This window comes from Mesorhizobium denitrificans, assembly GCF_003403035.1.
GTDB classification, from domain to species: Bacteria; Pseudomonadota; Alphaproteobacteria; order Rhizobiales; family Rhizobiaceae; genus Mesorhizobium_G; species Mesorhizobium_G denitrificans.
This window is the reverse complement of the sequence record NZ_QURN01000008.1, coordinates 164,052-179,000: the sequence shown is the minus strand read 5'-3', so window position 1 is coordinate 179,000 and position 14,949 is coordinate 164,052. Positions and strand designations below refer to the sequence as shown.

Sequence of the window (14,949 nt, the reverse complement as noted above, 5' to 3'; positions counted from 1 at the left end):
ACTGAACAGGACGAGATGGAGAAATCCTCCGCTCCGTTGATCGAACACCTTATTGAACTGCGCACGCGCCTGATCTGGTCGATTGGCGGCTTTTTCGTCGCTTTCCTTGTCTGCTTTTTCTTTGCTAAGCACCTTTTCAATCTGCTGGTCGTGCCGTTCAAATGGGCCGTCAAGTGGGCGGGCCTGCCTTTGGACAAGGTGGAGTTGATCTACACCGCGCCGCAGGAGTTTTTCTTCACGCAGATCAAGCTTGCCATGTTTGGCGGCATGGTTCTCGCGTTCCCGCTCATCGCGACGCAGATTTATAAATTCATTGCGCCGGGCCTGTATCGCAATGAGCGTGCGGCGTTTCTGCCGTTTCTCATTGCCTCGCCACTCTTGTTTTTGATGGGCGCTGCGCTGGTCTATTTCTTCTTCACGCCAATGGTCATGTGGTTTTTCCTGGCCATGCAGCAGACCGGCGGCAATGGCGACGTCCAGATTTCGCTGCTGCCAAAGGTGTCGGAATATCTGAGCCTCATCATGACGCTCATTTTCTCGTTCGGCCTTGTGTTCCAGCTTCCGGTCGTCACAACCCTCATGGCGCGTGTCGGCTTGCTGTCATCCGCAGGTTTGAAGGCAAAGCGCAAATGGGCCATCGTGCTGGCGTTCATCGTCGCTGCGGTGCTCACCCCGCCTGATCCGATCAGCCAGATCGGCCTCGCGCTGCCCACCATCATCCTCTACGAAATTTCCATCTGGACTGCGCGGATGATTGAGAAAAAGCGCGACGAGGAAGCCGCCAAGCGCGCCGCCGAAGACGAAACTTCCAGTCCCGCCGCTCCGGTGTAGCTGACCGGGGTTCTACTTGCGCTGAGGCTGCCCCGGCGTCGCCACCGCTCACCTCTCCCCTTGTGGGAGAAGCAGGCACGCGGAGGTCAATTACTCTGCGCTTGCAACGCTTATACTTTCGCCCGATCCGCTTTTTACCCAAACACTGGCTTGCGTCTGAAAGCGAGGAGGTTTACCCCGTCACGGCCTCATCGCATCGCAATGGAAGTCAGACGAAATGCTGGATATCAAATGGATTCGGGAGAAGCCTGAAGCGCTGATCGAAGCGCTGGTAAAGCGGGGCAACACGCCTGACAGCGCACAATCTATAGTTTCATCGGTCCTTGATCTGGATGAAGCGCGCCGCGCGCATCTGGGTGAGCTGCAGGTGCGTCAGGAACGTCGCAACGCCGCGTCCAAGGAGATCGGCAACGCCATGCGCTCCGGCGATATGGCTCTCGCGGAAGAGTTGAAGCAGGAAGTCAACGCGATCAAGGCGTTCCTGTCGAGCGCCGAGGAGCGCGAGCGCGAGCTTGATGCAGAGCTGGAAACGGCGCTCGCCGTCATCCCGAACATCCCGCTGGACGATGTGCCTGTCGGCCGCGACGAGCACGACAATGTCGAAGTGCGCCGCGTTGGAAAGCCCGAGGTCCGCACCAACTGGACCAGGGAGCATTATGAGATCGGCGAAGCGCTGGGTATGATGGATTTCGAGGGTGCCGCGCGGCTTTCCGGCTCGCGCTTCACCGTGCTCAAGGGGCAGATTGCCCGGCTTGAGCGCGCGCTCGGCCAGTTCATGCTGAACCTGCACACCACCGAGCACGGTTATCAGGAAGTCTCGCCGCCGCTGCTGGTGCGCGATCCTGTCCTGTTCGGCACCGGCAATTTGCCGAAATTCGAGGAAGATCTGTTTTTCGTTCCGCATGGCGAGGGGCGCCTCGGCCTCATCCCCACCGCCGAAGTGCCGCTCACCAATCTCGTGCGCGAGCAGATCATTGCGGAAGACGTGTTGCCGCTGCGCATGACGGCGCTCACGCCGTGCTTCCGGTCGGAGGCTGGTTCGGCTGGCCGCGACACGCGCGGCATGTTGCGCCAACATCAGTTCTTCAAGGTTGAGCTGGTATCGATCACCGATCAGGAAAGCTCCATCGCCGAGCATGAGCGCATGACGCAATGCGCCGAAGAAGTGCTCAAGCGTCTTGAACTGCCGTTCCGCACGGTTGCGCTCTGCACTGGTGATATGGGTTTCGGCGCGCGCAAGACTTACGACATTGAAGTCTGGTTGCCTGGGCAAAACGCCTATCGCGAAATCTCGTCCTGCTCGGTCTGCGGCGATTTCCAGGCCCGGCGCATGGAGGCGCGTTATCGCACCCGCGAGACGCGCCAGAACAAATTCGTCCATACACTGAACGGCTCCGGTGTTGCCGTGGGCCGCGCGCTCATCGCAGTGTTGGAAAATTACCAGAATCAGGACGGAAGCGTCACAGTGCCGGATGTGCTTCGGCCCTATATGGGCGGTCTGGTAAAAGTCGAGAGGGCTTAATGCGCATTCTTCTGACGAATGATGACGGCATCAATGCCGAGGGCATAGCTTGCCTTGAGCGCATTGCGTGCCACTTCACAGACGATGTCTGGGTTGTCGCGCCGGAATTCGATCAATCGGGCTTTGCGCATTCGCTTTCGTTGTCGGACCCGCTGCGCCTTCGCCGCATTGGCGAGAAGCATTATGCACTCCGCGGCACGCCCACCGATTGTGTCATCATGGGCGTGCGCAAGCTCATGCCGGAACCGCCAGACCTCATTCTGTCGGGTGTCAATTCCGGTTCGAACATAGCCGATGACGTCACTTATTCCGGCACGGTCGCCGGGGCCATTGAGGGCGCGATGCTCGGCATTCGCTCCATCGCGCTGAGCCAGGCCTATTCGGTCGAGCACGAAGAGCGCATTGTGCCGTACGAAACGGCCGAAGCGCTCGCGCCGGAGCTTCTGCAAAAGCTCATCGATATGAAGCTGCCGGATGGCGTGTTGCTCAATGTCAATTTTCCGAACTGCTTGCCGGAGGAAGTCACCGGCACGGAGGTCACCGCGCAGGGCAGGCTCGCCCATGCGATGTGGATCGATGAGCGCCGCGATGGTCGCGGGCTGCCATACTTCTGGTTGCGGTTCGGGCGTGCGCCTGCGGAAGTCACCGAGGGTACGGACGTGCACGCCATTCGCCAAAAGAAGGTATCCGTCACGCCCTTGCAGCTTGACCTGACCGCCCATAACTTGCGCCGCGAACTCAGCGAGGTTCTTGGATGAGCAAGCAGACGGCAGGCCGTGAGGGATTGGCAGCATTTTTCCTTCGCCAGCGTGGTCGCCTGTCCAAGCAGCTTGCCGCAGCCATTGAACTAACACCGCGCGACCAGTTCCTGCCTGCCCAGTGGCAGAGCCACGCGTGGACGGACCGCATGGTGCCAATCGAATGCGGCGAGGCGGTCGAGGGCATCGACCTCCAAGCCGCAGTCATCACTGCGCTCAACATCGAGCCGGCTCATCGTGTTCTCGAAATCGGCACCGGCACCGGATACACCGCCGCGCTCATGGCGCGCCTGTCCGCACGTGTCACGACTGTCGACCGCTATAAAACGCTCTGCGAAAACGCCCGGCAGCGTTTCGAGGCGCTGCAACTCAGCAGCATCACCGTTCGCCATGCGGACGGCTCCAACGGCCTGGCCTCGCAGGGGCCCTATGATCGCATCGTGGTGTGGGCTGCATTTGAAAGCCTGCCGCGCACATTTGTCGATCAACTCGCGACGAACGGCGTAATGGTCGCCCCGATTGGTCCGCCTGAAGACGAGCAAGATTTGACCAGGCTGGGCAAAGTTGGCAGCCGGTTTGAGCGTGAAGACTTCGCTCGCGTGCGTTTGCAGCCCATCGCGCGGTCTGTTTCGTCGGTCATTTAGCATTTTTCAACCGAGTTTATTTACGACGCGACTCGAGTCTTAACCGTGCGGTAACATTAACTCGCTTTAATTCTCATCATCTGATTTGAGTGTTCGCGGGTATTGCGATGAGTTTCAGTCTACTGAGGGACCGTCGGCTTCGTTTAGCGCAAGGTGTTGCGCTGCTGTTGCTGAGCGCTACTGCGGGTTGCAGTTCGAATGCAATGCGCTTCACCGACGGGTTGACGACATCTTCCACAACGCCGTCTCAGCCGGTTGATGGTGCGCAATATGCGCCTTCGCCAGCGGAAGAAACCTACGCGGTTTCTCAGGCTCCAGCCGCGCCTTCGGGTGGGGCGGTGCAGCGCACGGAACTGGCCGCGCCATCTTCCAGCGGGCCTGTCGCCGCGACGAGCACACAGCCGGTTCGCGTTGCTGAGGTCCAGCCAATTGATCCGCTCAGTCGCTCGGTCGAGCGCGACGGCATGAAGCCAGCCAAATCGACTGCGCCGAATACCATCGGCACGTTGCAGGAGCCGGCCCGGACCACGACAAAAACGCTCGCCGCCGCCAAATCCGCGGCGGGCACCTACAAGGTCGAATCTGGCGACACGCTCACCGGCGTCGCCCGCGAGCATGGCGTCAGCGTTGCCGCGCTCAAGCAGGCAAACGGCATCGAGGAAGGCGGCATCCGCATCGGCCAGACCCTCAGGATTCCGGGTGCAGCGACGCTTACCGCCTCAAAGAGCGACACGCTGAAGCCACTGGCGGAAGCCAAACCCACCGCACAGGACAAGTCTGTCGCAAAAGCCGAGTTGAAAAAGGCAGAGCCTGCCGCCGAAACTGAAAAGCCGAAACTTGCGGCCTACACTCCGCCAAGCTCTGGCAAGGCGGTTGCGGACGCTGCCAAGACCAACGACGTCGAGGCTCCGGACGAAACCGGCATCGGCAAGATGCGCTGGCCGGTCAAGGGCCGCGTTATTTCCGGCTTCGGCAAGGGTACTGGCACCGGCAAGGATGGCATCGACATTCAGGTTCCACCGGGAACGCCGGTTAAAGCCGCCGAAAACGGCGTCGTTATTTATGCTGGCGACGGCCTCAAGGACTTCGGGAACACGGTTCTCGTGCGCCATGAAAACGGGCTTGTCACGGTGTACGGCAACGCCAGCGAGTTGAAGGTCAAGCGCGGCCAGCAGGTCAAGCGCGGAGAGGACATTGCGCTCTCCGGCGTCAGCAGCGCGTCCAACACGCCGAAGCTTCACTTTGAAGTCCGCAAAGACGCCGCGGCGGTCGATCCCAGCGGATATTTGCAATAGCATTCCGCAAGGCTGCGGGCGGTGACCTCCTGCCCGCCGAAGCCCGTTTCTTCACGGAAACGGGCTTTGCCTTTTCGATCTCTATCTGTCCAGTAGATCATGGCATTCCGCGGTTTCGGAAATGCGCGTAATCTCACCCCTCATCCGCCTCTCAAACGAACTGCCTAATCCTTCAAATTCTGCCCAAGCCGTCCGGCGAGGTCCTGAATGAACTGCCATGCGACGCGGCCTGAACGGCTGCCGCGTGTCGTTGCCCATTCCAGCGCTTCGGCGCGCAATTGCTCGGCATCGATCTTCAAGCCGTGATGGCGCACATATCCGTCGACCATGTCGAGATAATCGTCCTGGCTGCACTTGTGAAAACCGAGCCACAGCCCGAACCGATCAGACAGCGACACCTTTTCCTCAACCGCCTCTGACGGATTGATCGCGGTCGAGCGCTCATTGTCGATCATATCGCGCGGCAGCAGGTGCCTTCGATTGGACGTCGCATAAAAGATCACGTTGGCCGGCCGTCCCTCGACGCCGCCTTCCAGCGCCGCCTTCAGTGATTTGTACGACGTATCGTCGTGATCGAATGATAAATCATCGCAAAACAGAATGAACCGAAACGACGATGCTTTTAGTATGGCCAGCAGGCGCGGCAGGGTGTCGATGTCCTCGCGATGGATCTCCACCAGCTTCAACACGTCCGCAGCCGAGCGCCCGGCATTCACAGACCCGTGCGACGCTTTGACCAGTGAGGATTTTCCCATGCCGCGCGCGCCCCACAGCAGCACGTTGTTGGCGGGCAGTCCCGCTGCAAATCGTTCGGTGTTGTCCACCAGAATATCGCGTACCCGGTCCACGCCGCGGATCAGGTCAATCTCGACGCGATTGATGCGCTGAACCGGGTCCAGCACACCGGATTCGGCGTTCCACACAAAGCAGTCGGCGCTGTTCAGGTCGGCTGGCGTGGGGGTAGGGGGCGCTAATCGACTAATTGCCGCAATCAACTCGTCCAATTTGTTGTTCAGCGTTTCAATTGTCTTTTCAGTCATTTGCGGGCGCTTTTTCGAAAATGGAGGCTGGGTGTTGCTCTATCACGCGATGCCGTTTCCGCAAAGGTGAGCGCTCACGCAGTTCGTGTGTTGCAAAGGAAGCGCGAGCGACTATATTCCGCGAACTTTCGGACGGGGCGCGCGGCGCCTGTATTTTCTGGGGAGTTCTTGATGTTCGTGACACCGGCTTATGCGCAGACGGCGGGCGCCGGACCAGATGCACTCATAAGCATTTTGCCGTTCATACTCATTTTTGTCGTCATGTATTTCATGATTATCCGTCCGCAGCGTTCGCAGATGAAGAAGCGCGGCGAGATGCTTTTGGCCATTCGTCGCGGCGACACGGTTGTGACCGGCGGCGGTCTGGTCGGCAAGGTGACAAAGGTAAATGACGGAAGCGACGAGCTGGAAGTCGATCTCGGCAACGGCGTGAAGGTCACGGCAATTCGCCAGACCATCTCCGACGTGCGCGTCAAGGGCGAGCCGGTAGCTAACCAGAACGTCAAGAAATAAAGCCAAAAAGGCGGAACCGCCGGGTGGCAGTGGGCCTCCCGGCTGGAATGGAAGACGGACATGCTGTATTTTTCACGCTGGAAGACGTTCTCGATTTGGGCGGTCGTGCTGCTCGGCGTGATATTCACTCTTCCAAACCTGTTCTCGCAATCAACACTGGATTCTCTGCCAGGCTGGGTGCCGAAGCAGCCGATGACGCTCGGGCTCGACCTGCAGGGCGGCTCGCACATTCTGCTGGCGGTCGATCAAAACGACCTCATCAGAGACAGGCTTCAGGCAACGCGCGATGACATCCGCACGCTGCTGCGCGATGCCAAGATTGGATACACGGGTCTGACCGGCTCTGATCGCCACGTTTCTGTGCGAATCTCTGAGGCAAACGATCTCGACAAGGCTAAAAAGGCCCTTGAAGGGCTCACGCTGCCCATTTCCTCTGGTCTGTTCAGCGGCGGCGCGGTTCGCGAATTTGATTTGCAGGAGCCGCAGCCCGGCACGCTTCAATATAATTTGACCGACGAGGGGCTGAATTATCGTGTCAGTACGGCGGTCACGCAGTCCATCGAAGTCATCGAGCGCCGCGTCAACGAGCTTGGCACCACAGAGCCGATTATTCAGCGTCAGGGCGCTGACCGTATCCTGGTTCAGGTTCCCGGTCTGCAAGACCCGCAACGCTTGAAGGAAATTCTGGGCCAGACCGCGAAGCTGACCTTCCAGATGGTCGATCAGTCCGTGCCGGTCCAGCAGGCTATCAATGGCCGCCCGCCAGCGGGCTCTACGGTCATGTATTCGACTGATGATCCGCCGGTGCCTTACCTGATTGAAAATCGTGTCATCGTTTCGGGCGAAAATCTCGTCGATGCGCAGTCTACGTTCGATCAGCGCAGCAGCGAGCCGGTTGTTTCGTTCCGCTTTGATGCCAAGGGCGCGCAGCGCTTCGGTCAGGCCACACAGCAGAATGTCGGTCGTCTTTTCGCGATCATTCTCGACAATGAGGTGATTTCCGCGCCGCAAATCCGCGAGCCGATCCTTGGCGGGTCGGGCCAGATTTCCGGCAATTTCACCGCGCAGAGCGCAAACGATCTTGCTGTGCTGCTGCGTGCGGGCGCGCTTCCGGCAGACCTCACCATCGTTGAGGAACGCACGGTCGGACCGAGCCTGGGTGCCGACTCCATCGACGCGGGCAAGTTTGCCTCGCTCATCGCGGGCATCCTCGTCGTCACGTTCATGTTCATTGCCTATGGCACGCTTGGCATCATTGCCAATATCGCGCTTGCGGCGAACGTGGTGCTCATCATCGCGATCCTTTCCATTCTCGGCGCAACGCTCACCATGCCCGGCATCGCCGGTATCGTGTTGACGGTCGGTATGGCCGTGGACTCCAACGTCATTATTTACGAGCGGGTTCGTGAAGAGCGGCGATGGGGCAGGTCGCTTGTCCAGTCGCTTGATTCGGGCTTTGCGCGAGCCTTGGCAACGATTGTGGACGCCAACTTCACCACCTTCATCGCGGCGGTCATTCTGTTCTTCCTCGGCTCCGGCCCGGTAAAGGGCTTCGCCGTTACGCTGGCAATCGGCATCATCACCACCGTGTTTACGGCGTTCACGCTCACGCGTTGGCTGGTCTCCGCGTGGCTGCGGCGCATGAAGCCCAAGGAGTTGCCGCGCGGCCTCATCAATTTTGTGCCGCACGACACGAAGTTCCCGTTCATGTCGTGGCGCAAATATGCGTTCGGAATTTCGGCGGCCTTGTCGATTGCTGCTGTGCTCCTGTTCTTCTCAAAGGAAATGAACTACGGCATCGACTTCCGGGGCGGCACATCCATTGAAATTCAGGCAAAGACCGGCAATGCCGACTCGGCCAATGTGCGTGAGCGCCTGAACCAGCTCAACATGGGTGACGTGCAGGTGCAGGAGTTCGGTTCGCCGAGCGAATTGCTGATCCGCGTTGAAGGCCAGAATCTTGGTGATCAGGCCGAGCAGAGCGTCGTCGAAAAAGTCCATATGGAACTGGACGACGAATATGACTTCCGCCGCGTCGAGTCGGTCGGCCCCACTGTATCGAACGAACTGGCGTTTAACGGCACGATGGGCGTTCTCGCCTCCATGGCGGCAATGTTGATTTACATCTGGTTCCGATTTGAATGGCAGTTCGGCCTTGGTGCCATCATCGCCACCATTCACGACGTCACCATGATGGTCGGCCTCTATGTGCTCACTGGTCTGGAGTTTAATCTGACCAGTATCGCGGCCATCCTCACAATCGTCGGCTATTCGATCAACGACACTGTCGTCGTGTATGACCGCGTGCGTGAGAACCTGCGCAAATACAAAAGGATGCCTATCGAGGAATTGCTCGACCTGTCCATGAACCAAACATTGTCGCGCACGATCCTCACCGGTGTCACGACGCTGCTTGCCCTCATCGCGCTCTATATCTGGGGCGGCGAGGTCATCCGGTCGTTCACATTCGCCATGATCTTCGGCATTCTGGTTGGCACGTATTCTTCGATCTTCGTTGCTGGCCCGCTGCTGATCCTGTTCAAGCTGCGTCCGGAAGGCTCGGAAACCGAAACGAAGGACAAGCTTCCGGCAGCGCCCGCAGGCGCGCAACCATCCAAGGGTTGACATGACAGGCATAGTCATCCGGGAAGCGCATTTTCCCGGACGTGCGCCGATTGAGGCATATGGCAATGGCGGCTTTCGCTTTGCCGATATGTCTCATCGCGGCTCCATCCTCTGCCTGCCATCCGGCATTTATGGCTGGGAGCCTGCCAACCCGGACACGCTGGGCGTTGACGACTTTGCGAGGCTCATCGACGAGGCCGCCGACATCCAGATTCTTCTCGTGGGGTCCGGTCCGATGTTAAAGCCCATCGCGCCGGATTTGCGCGCCTTGCTCAAAGAGCACGGCATCAGCGCTGACCCGATGTCTACCGGCGCTGCCGTGCGAACCTACAACGTGCTGCTCGCCGAAGATCGCGCCGTGGCCGCCGCTCTTGTGGCCGTGGAATAAGTTGGACGCGCAGGCCGATATAGCGGCGCAGTTGCGCCATGCCGATCCAGACCGCTACCTTTCCGTCCTCTATGCGCCGGAAGAAAAGCGTGGCGCGCTGTTCGCACTATATGGGTTCAATGCCGAAATCGCGTCTGTTCGGGATCGCATTCATGACCCTTTGCCGGGCGAAATTCGCCTTCAATGGTGGCGCGACATTATTACAGCGGGAACGCCCGAATCTGCAGGCGGCTACCCCCTCGCAACTGCGCTGCTATTGACCATCCATCAACACGCACTGCCGTTGCAGGCGTTCGACAATTATCTTGAAGCGCGCATTTTCGATCTCTACGACGATCCGATGCCGTCGCGCACCGACCTTGAGGGTTATTGCGGCGAAACCGCGTCCTGCATCATCCAACTCGCCGCGTTGATTCTCGACCCGAAAGCCGCGCCCAATGTCGCGGAACTTGCCGGTCACGCGGGTTGTGCGCAGGCGATTGCTGGCCTGCTGAGGCTCTTGCCGCTGCATCGCGCGCGCGGCCAGTGCTATGTTCCGGAAGACATTCTCGCTGCTTCCGGTGCATCTGTCGCCACTTTGCTGGAAGGTAAGGACACTGCAGCGCTTGAGCGCATCGTCAGCGCCATGACGGCGCTCGCGCGCGACCATCTCGCAGCCTTTAACAAAGCCGCGGCGACGATCCTGCCGTCCATGCGCCCTGCCTTCCTGCCGCTCGCGCTGGTCCCGGCCTATCTCGACGCAGTAGAGCGCCGTGGTGCGCGCACGGCGCTTGAGGTTGTCGAAATCCCGGCATGGAAACGCCACTGGCTGCTTTTCCGCGCCGCGGGCTGGGGTTTCTAAGGCGTCGGGTTTTGCCCATTACCCTCTCCGCCTGCTGGCACCACCCTGATAAGTAACCACGCCGGGTGTCTCTGATTGACTGCCATGCGCCCCTCCGTCACCCTTGCTGCGTTCAAGATGAGGGCGGCATCATGTTTCGGGCGATAGCATTCCTCTTGGCTTGGCTTGCGTCCTCGGTCGCGGCGAGTGCGTCGCCTTCGATAGACTGGCGTGTACAACACCCGTTCCGCTTTTTCACCGACACCACCGATTTCGACATGCAGCGTGAGGCGTTGGCCGATGTGCTTGCCGCGCACGGCGGCACTGCCCCGGCCACCGTCGTTTCCGACCTTGAGCGTGTCCTGAACGATCCGCGCTGGCTGCGCGAATGGTACAAAACGGACGCCGCGCTCTACTCGAATCCCCGCGCCAGCGGACGGCCAGAGCGTGGTTGGGCGCACCACATCAATCGCCGCAAGGCCTTTTGCTGGAACGCGAATTCGCAATGGCATTCGTCCTGCACAGTGGATCGCTTTGGCGAAGGTCTACGCACTGACTATGTCATGCCGCAGGGCCACACCGTCGAGGTCAAGCTGATTGAGCCGCCCACCGGCCAGTGCATCTGGAAGGCGGATCGCGCGGCGTTCATTCAGCGTGGCGCGCTCAACGCCGTCCGCACCGCGGACTGCACTGCTGAAATCACCGCCCGCATTCCGTTCGAACCAACCCGGCCAGATGCGGAGCAGGGCGTTTCCGTCTCCGTAACTCTGCCGGATGGCACGGAGCTGCCCGCCCAGCGTATCGCAGTTAAAGACCGTCTCATCGTCGGCATTGGCGACAGTTTTTCCTCCGGTGAGGGCAACCCGGATTCGCCCGTCGAGATTGACCGACAGTCGCAGCGCGCGAATCTCAACAAGGCGTTCGTTTACGACGAGGACGTGCAGAAAATCCGCTACAAGAAATCGCATTCGCTGCCCGTGCGCTCGCAAAACGGCCCCGCCAACTGGATGGACCGCAAGTGTCACCGCTCGGCATATAGCTACCATCTGCGCACGGCCTTGCAGATCGCGCTGGCTGACCCGAAGCACAGTGCCGTCACCTTCCTCGGTTATGCCTGTTCCGGTGCCGAGGTCGCGGAAGGGCTGCTGCTTCCGTACAAGGGTGCGGAGGGCATCGACCCCGGCCAGTTGACCGGTGATGGACCGCGCCGCCGCGACATGAGCGAGATCGACCGGCTGACGATCGAGCTTTGCCGCGACCCCATCACGCGCGCTGCGCCGCAGGCGCTCCGCCTCGATCAGCCCATTTCGCAAAATGGCAGGACTTACAATTCCGTGCCGCTCCTGCGTTGTCCGCAAGGCCGCTTCTTGCGGCCCATCGACCTGTTGCTGGTTTCCATCGGCGGCAATGATGTCGGCTTCACGCCGATGATCGTCGATGTGCTCACCAGGCAGCGCCCGCCGCTTGCCGACCTGCCGACCCAGTTTAACGTCGTTGGCCAGAGCATGCTCACCCGCATCGCGCGTGTTGTTAAGGCGCATGATGTCGCCGAGGCGGAGCGCAAACTTCGCGAATTACCTGCCCGCTTTGCCGCCCTGCGCAAGGCGCTCGCGCCGCTGCCGATCCGCACGTCTGCCGGCAAGCCGAATGTCATCATGACGGCGTTTCCGAAAATCGAGCTGAACGAGAATGGGCGCGTTTGCGGCGAGCAGGACCCGCGCGAGCGCATGGAAGGCTTCAATGTCGGCGGCATGTTGTTTCTGGATGTGCCGACACTGCGCTTGGTTAGCGATTTCGCCAATAAAAAGCTCTACCCCGCACTAAAGTCCGCCGCCGCTGCGGGCAACTGGCACTTTGTGGATTCGCACCGCGATGCGTTCGCAAAGCACGGCGTTTGCGCACAGAACCGCTCGACTTTGCCGGTTTCCGCAATTGAGAACATGATGCTGCCCTATGTGGATCGCGTAAATCAGCAGTTTCGCTGGTTCGATTTCGAGCCGTTTTCCGCCTATCGCGATCTGGATTATCGCGCCGTGCGGGACACGCGGCCTTATGCGCCGCGCCAGCGTTGGGTGCGCAACATCAATGACATCTGCCTGTTCGTGCAATATCGCGCGAGCGGTACTCCGCCGCCGACGAGTCAATGGGGCGTGCTGGATCTGGTTGAGGCATGTCTCGGCGGGCCGTTCCATCCCACTGCCGAGGGTCATGCGCATATTGCCGATGCGGCTTATGCGGAGGCGAAGCAGATTCTTGGCCTGCCCGCGCCAGATATCGCATCGCTGCGCGATGAGTGAGCTTGCCCCAATGTCACAATTCACTCCGCTGCTGCTTTGTTCTCCAACCCGAGCCATTCGCGGCAGTCGGCAATGGCGCGCGCGGTTGTCGCCTTCTTCTTCGCGACGCTCTTGTCCTTGCCGCGAAAGCGCCCTTCAAACCCATCCGGTTTGAGCTTCATGCCAGCCGGCAGCGGCGGAAACAGCCCGAAATTGATGTTCATTGGCTGGAACGAACGCTTGCCCGGCTCATCGTCGGACACGATATGCCCACCGGTGATATGATTCAGCAGCGCGCCGAATGCCGTTGTCACAGGCGGCACCGAAACCGCTTGCCCCATCCGTTCCGCCGCAGCGAATCGACCTGCCAGCAGCCCGATGGCAGCGCTTTCGACATAGCCTTCACAACCGGTGATTTGCCCGGCAAATCTCAACCCCTGCCGCTCCTTGAGCTGCAATGAAGCATCCAGCAAGGTCGGCGAGTTGATATATGTGTTGCGATGCAGGCCGCCGAGTCGCGCAAATTCGGCGTTTTCCAGGCCCGGTATCGTCTTGAAAACGCGCACCTGCTCGCCATGCTTCAGCTTGGTCTGGAACCCGACCATATTATACAGCGTGCCGAGCGCATTATCCTGCCGCAACTGCACGACCGCATAGGCTTTTACGGTAGGGTTATGCGCGTTGGTCAGCCCCATAGGCTTCATCGGCCCGTGGCGCAGCGTTTCCGGCCCGCGTTCCGCCATCACCTCGATCGGCAGGCAGCCGTCAAAATAGGGCGTGCCTTCCCATTGCTTGAACTCAGTTTTCTGCCCATCGATCAGCGCGGCGACGAACGCCTCGTATTGCGCCTTATCCATCGGGCAGTTGATGTAATCCTTGCCCGTCCCGCCCGGCCCAACCTTGTCGTAGCGCGATTGGAACCAGCAAATATCCATGTTGATCGAGTCGAAATGCACGATTGGCGCAATCGCATCGAAAAACGCCAGCGCATCCGCGCCGGTGCGCTCGGCAATTGCCTGCGCAAGGAACGGCGCGGTCAGCGGGCCGGTCGCAATGATCGCCTGGTCCCACTCTTCGGGCGGCAGTCCGGTTATTTCTTCGCGCACAATCGTAATCAGCGGATGCGCTTCCAGCTTTGCCGTCACGGCATCGGAAAATCCGTCGCGGTCTACAGCCAGCGCGCCGCCTGCGGGCACCTGATTGGCATCGGCACAAGCCATGATCAGCGAGTTCGCCAGCCGCATTTCCGCATGGATCAGCCCGACCGCATTGTTTTCCGCATCATCTGACCGGAACGAGTTGGAGCAAACCAACTCCGCGAGCCCGTCGGTTTTGTGGGCATCCGTGCCGCGCACGCCGCGCATTTCATGCAGAATAACGGGCACGCCAGCTTGCGCGGCCTGCCACGCGGCTTCCGAACCGGCTAAACCGCCGCCGATGATGTGAATGGGCTTTTGGGTCATGCGCGCGAGATAGACCTGCGCCGCTACAAAATCAAACCCTGAAAAGCACAACGCCCGCCGGGGGAGGAGGATCCGGCGAGCGCTGTATGTGGGACCGGCTCCAGGGAGGAGGGTTGGAACCGGCCTATATTCGCATTGGCTGGGAGGAGGATAGCCGCTGCGAAATTCCTTTGCCGTTCGCTTTAAGGCAGCGGCAATCTGCCTTGGGCCTTGCGGCACCCACCGAGGGAGGAGGGATTCGGTGGGTGCCGTTAAGGTCAGCCAATCATCGGGAGGAGGATGACGATTGGCTGTTTTCCGTTTCGGCCCGGGAGGAGGTGGGCCGCAACGAAGCTGTTATCTTCAGATCGCCCGGCGGGCGACCGAAGGAATTTCACCGCGGTTGATGCCGAGGTCGGCAAGGTGGCGGTTTGAAAGGCGGCTCAACTCGGAAACGGTTTCCCGATAGCGGCGCCAGTTTCTGTAGTTCTCGATGATGTTCATTTTCTTGTTCTTTCGCTGTCTGTCGCGGTATTCGCGCCGGACTTATTAGATGGCCTTGCGGGCCACCATGTGAATGTCGGTGCGGTTGATGCCGAGGTCGGCCAACTCACGGTTCGAAAGGCGGTTCAACTCCGTGACAGTCTCACGGTAACGACGCCAGTTGCGGAAATTACGGATCAAGCTCATTTCAGTTCTCGTTTCGTCTTTAGTTCTGTTTCTTCAATCTCTGTGAACAATGTCTAGATAGTCTGGCTGCTCCGGGCTTTAAAGATGCGATGCTGCATAGCAGCA

General features: G+C 59.8%; 14 protein-coding genes. 10 read left to right on the top strand and 4 right to left on the bottom strand.

Annotated elements, in window-relative coordinates; translation table 11 throughout:
* Positions 1-15: 15 nt before the first annotated feature.
* From tatC to DY251_RS12460, 5 genes are all read left to right on the top strand, one after another.
* The gene (gene tatC, locus DY251_RS12480; RefSeq protein ID WP_116624228.1) at positions 16-831 is read left to right on the top strand and encodes a twin-arginine translocase subunit TatC; all 816 of its coding nucleotides are present in this window, start codon (positions 16-18) and stop codon (positions 829-831) included.
* A 217-nt stretch (positions 832-1,048) separates the two neighbouring features.
* Positions 1,049-2,353, top strand: coding sequence for a serine--tRNA ligase (gene serS / locus DY251_RS12475; RefSeq protein WP_116624227.1), 1,305 nt, complete (start codon positions 1,049-1,051; stop codon positions 2,351-2,353).
* Positions 2,353-3,111: a 5'/3'-nucleotidase SurE gene (gene surE, locus DY251_RS12470; RefSeq protein ID WP_116624226.1), complete on the top strand. Its 759-nt coding sequence runs from the start codon at positions 2,353-2,355 to the stop codon at positions 3,109-3,111. Before serS ends, surE begins: the two co-directional genes overlap by 1 nt.
* Complete coding sequence (locus tag DY251_RS12465; RefSeq protein WP_116624225.1) at positions 3,108-3,755, top strand: protein-L-isoaspartate(D-aspartate) O-methyltransferase; 648 nt, start codon at positions 3,108-3,110, stop codon at positions 3,753-3,755. The genes surE and DY251_RS12465 overlap by 4 nt, the downstream gene beginning before the upstream one ends.
* A gap of 107 nt (positions 3,756-3,862) precedes the next feature.
* Positions 3,863-5,050, top strand: coding sequence for a peptidoglycan DD-metalloendopeptidase family protein (locus DY251_RS12460; protein WP_116624224.1), 1,188 nt, complete (start codon positions 3,863-3,865; stop codon positions 5,048-5,050).
* Between the two features lie 164 nt (positions 5,051-5,214).
* Here the strand turns inward: DY251_RS12460 and DY251_RS12455 are convergent, their stop codons facing one another.
* Entirely contained in the window at positions 5,215-6,090 is an 876-nt protein-coding gene (locus tag DY251_RS12455) for an ATP-binding protein (RefSeq protein WP_116624223.1), read from the bottom strand.
* A gap of 171 nt (positions 6,091-6,261) precedes the next feature.
* On the opposite strand from DY251_RS12455, the gene yajC reads away from it, so the two are divergent.
* The 5 genes from yajC to DY251_RS12430 all read left to right on the top strand — a co-directional run bounded on the left by yajC (position 6,262) and on the right by DY251_RS12430 (position 12,733).
* Positions 6,262-6,603 carry a preprotein translocase subunit YajC gene (gene yajC, locus DY251_RS12450; protein ID WP_116624222.1) on the top strand — a complete coding sequence of 114 codons (342 nt, stop codon included), beginning with the start codon at positions 6,262-6,264 and terminating at the stop codon, positions 6,601-6,603.
* A 60-nt stretch (positions 6,604-6,663) separates the two neighbouring features.
* A complete protein-coding gene (gene secDF, locus DY251_RS12445; protein ID WP_116624221.1) occupies positions 6,664-9,228 on the top strand; it encodes a protein translocase subunit SecDF in 2,565 nt (854 codons plus the stop codon).
* A 1-nt stretch (position 9,229) separates the two neighbouring features.
* Positions 9,230-9,616 (top strand): Mth938-like domain-containing protein, encoded by a 387-nt coding sequence (locus tag DY251_RS12440; RefSeq protein ID WP_116624220.1) that lies wholly within the window; start codon positions 9,230-9,232, stop codon positions 9,614-9,616.
* Position 9,617: 1 nt separating this feature from the next.
* Positions 9,618-10,457 (top strand): phytoene/squalene synthase family protein, encoded by an 840-nt coding sequence (locus DY251_RS12435; protein WP_170971369.1) that lies wholly within the window; start codon positions 9,618-9,620, stop codon positions 10,455-10,457.
* 131 nt (positions 10,458-10,588) lie between these two features.
* Positions 10,589-12,733 (top strand): SGNH/GDSL hydrolase family protein, encoded by a 2,145-nt coding sequence (locus DY251_RS12430; RefSeq protein WP_116624219.1) that lies wholly within the window; start codon positions 10,589-10,591, stop codon positions 12,731-12,733.
* Between the two features lie 20 nt (positions 12,734-12,753).
* Here the strand turns inward: DY251_RS12430 and trmFO are convergent, their stop codons facing one another.
* The 3 genes from trmFO to DY251_RS12415 all read right to left on the bottom strand — a co-directional run bounded on the left by trmFO (position 12,754) and on the right by DY251_RS12415 (position 14,844).
* Positions 12,754-14,175 (bottom strand): methylenetetrahydrofolate--tRNA-(uracil(54)-C(5))-methyltransferase (FADH(2)-oxidizing) TrmFO, encoded by a 1,422-nt coding sequence (gene trmFO, locus DY251_RS12425; protein WP_116624218.1) that lies wholly within the window; start codon positions 14,173-14,175, stop codon positions 12,754-12,756.
* Between the two features lie 342 nt (positions 14,176-14,517).
* On the bottom strand, positions 14,518-14,658 hold the full coding sequence (locus DY251_RS12420) for a DUF1127 domain-containing protein (RefSeq protein WP_116624217.1): 141 nt from the start codon (positions 14,656-14,658) through the stop codon (positions 14,518-14,520).
* A gap of 45 nt (positions 14,659-14,703) precedes the next feature.
* Positions 14,704-14,844 (bottom strand): DUF1127 domain-containing protein, encoded by a 141-nt coding sequence (locus DY251_RS12415; RefSeq protein ID WP_116624216.1) that lies wholly within the window; start codon positions 14,842-14,844, stop codon positions 14,704-14,706.
* Positions 14,845-14,949: the final 105 nt, after the last annotated feature.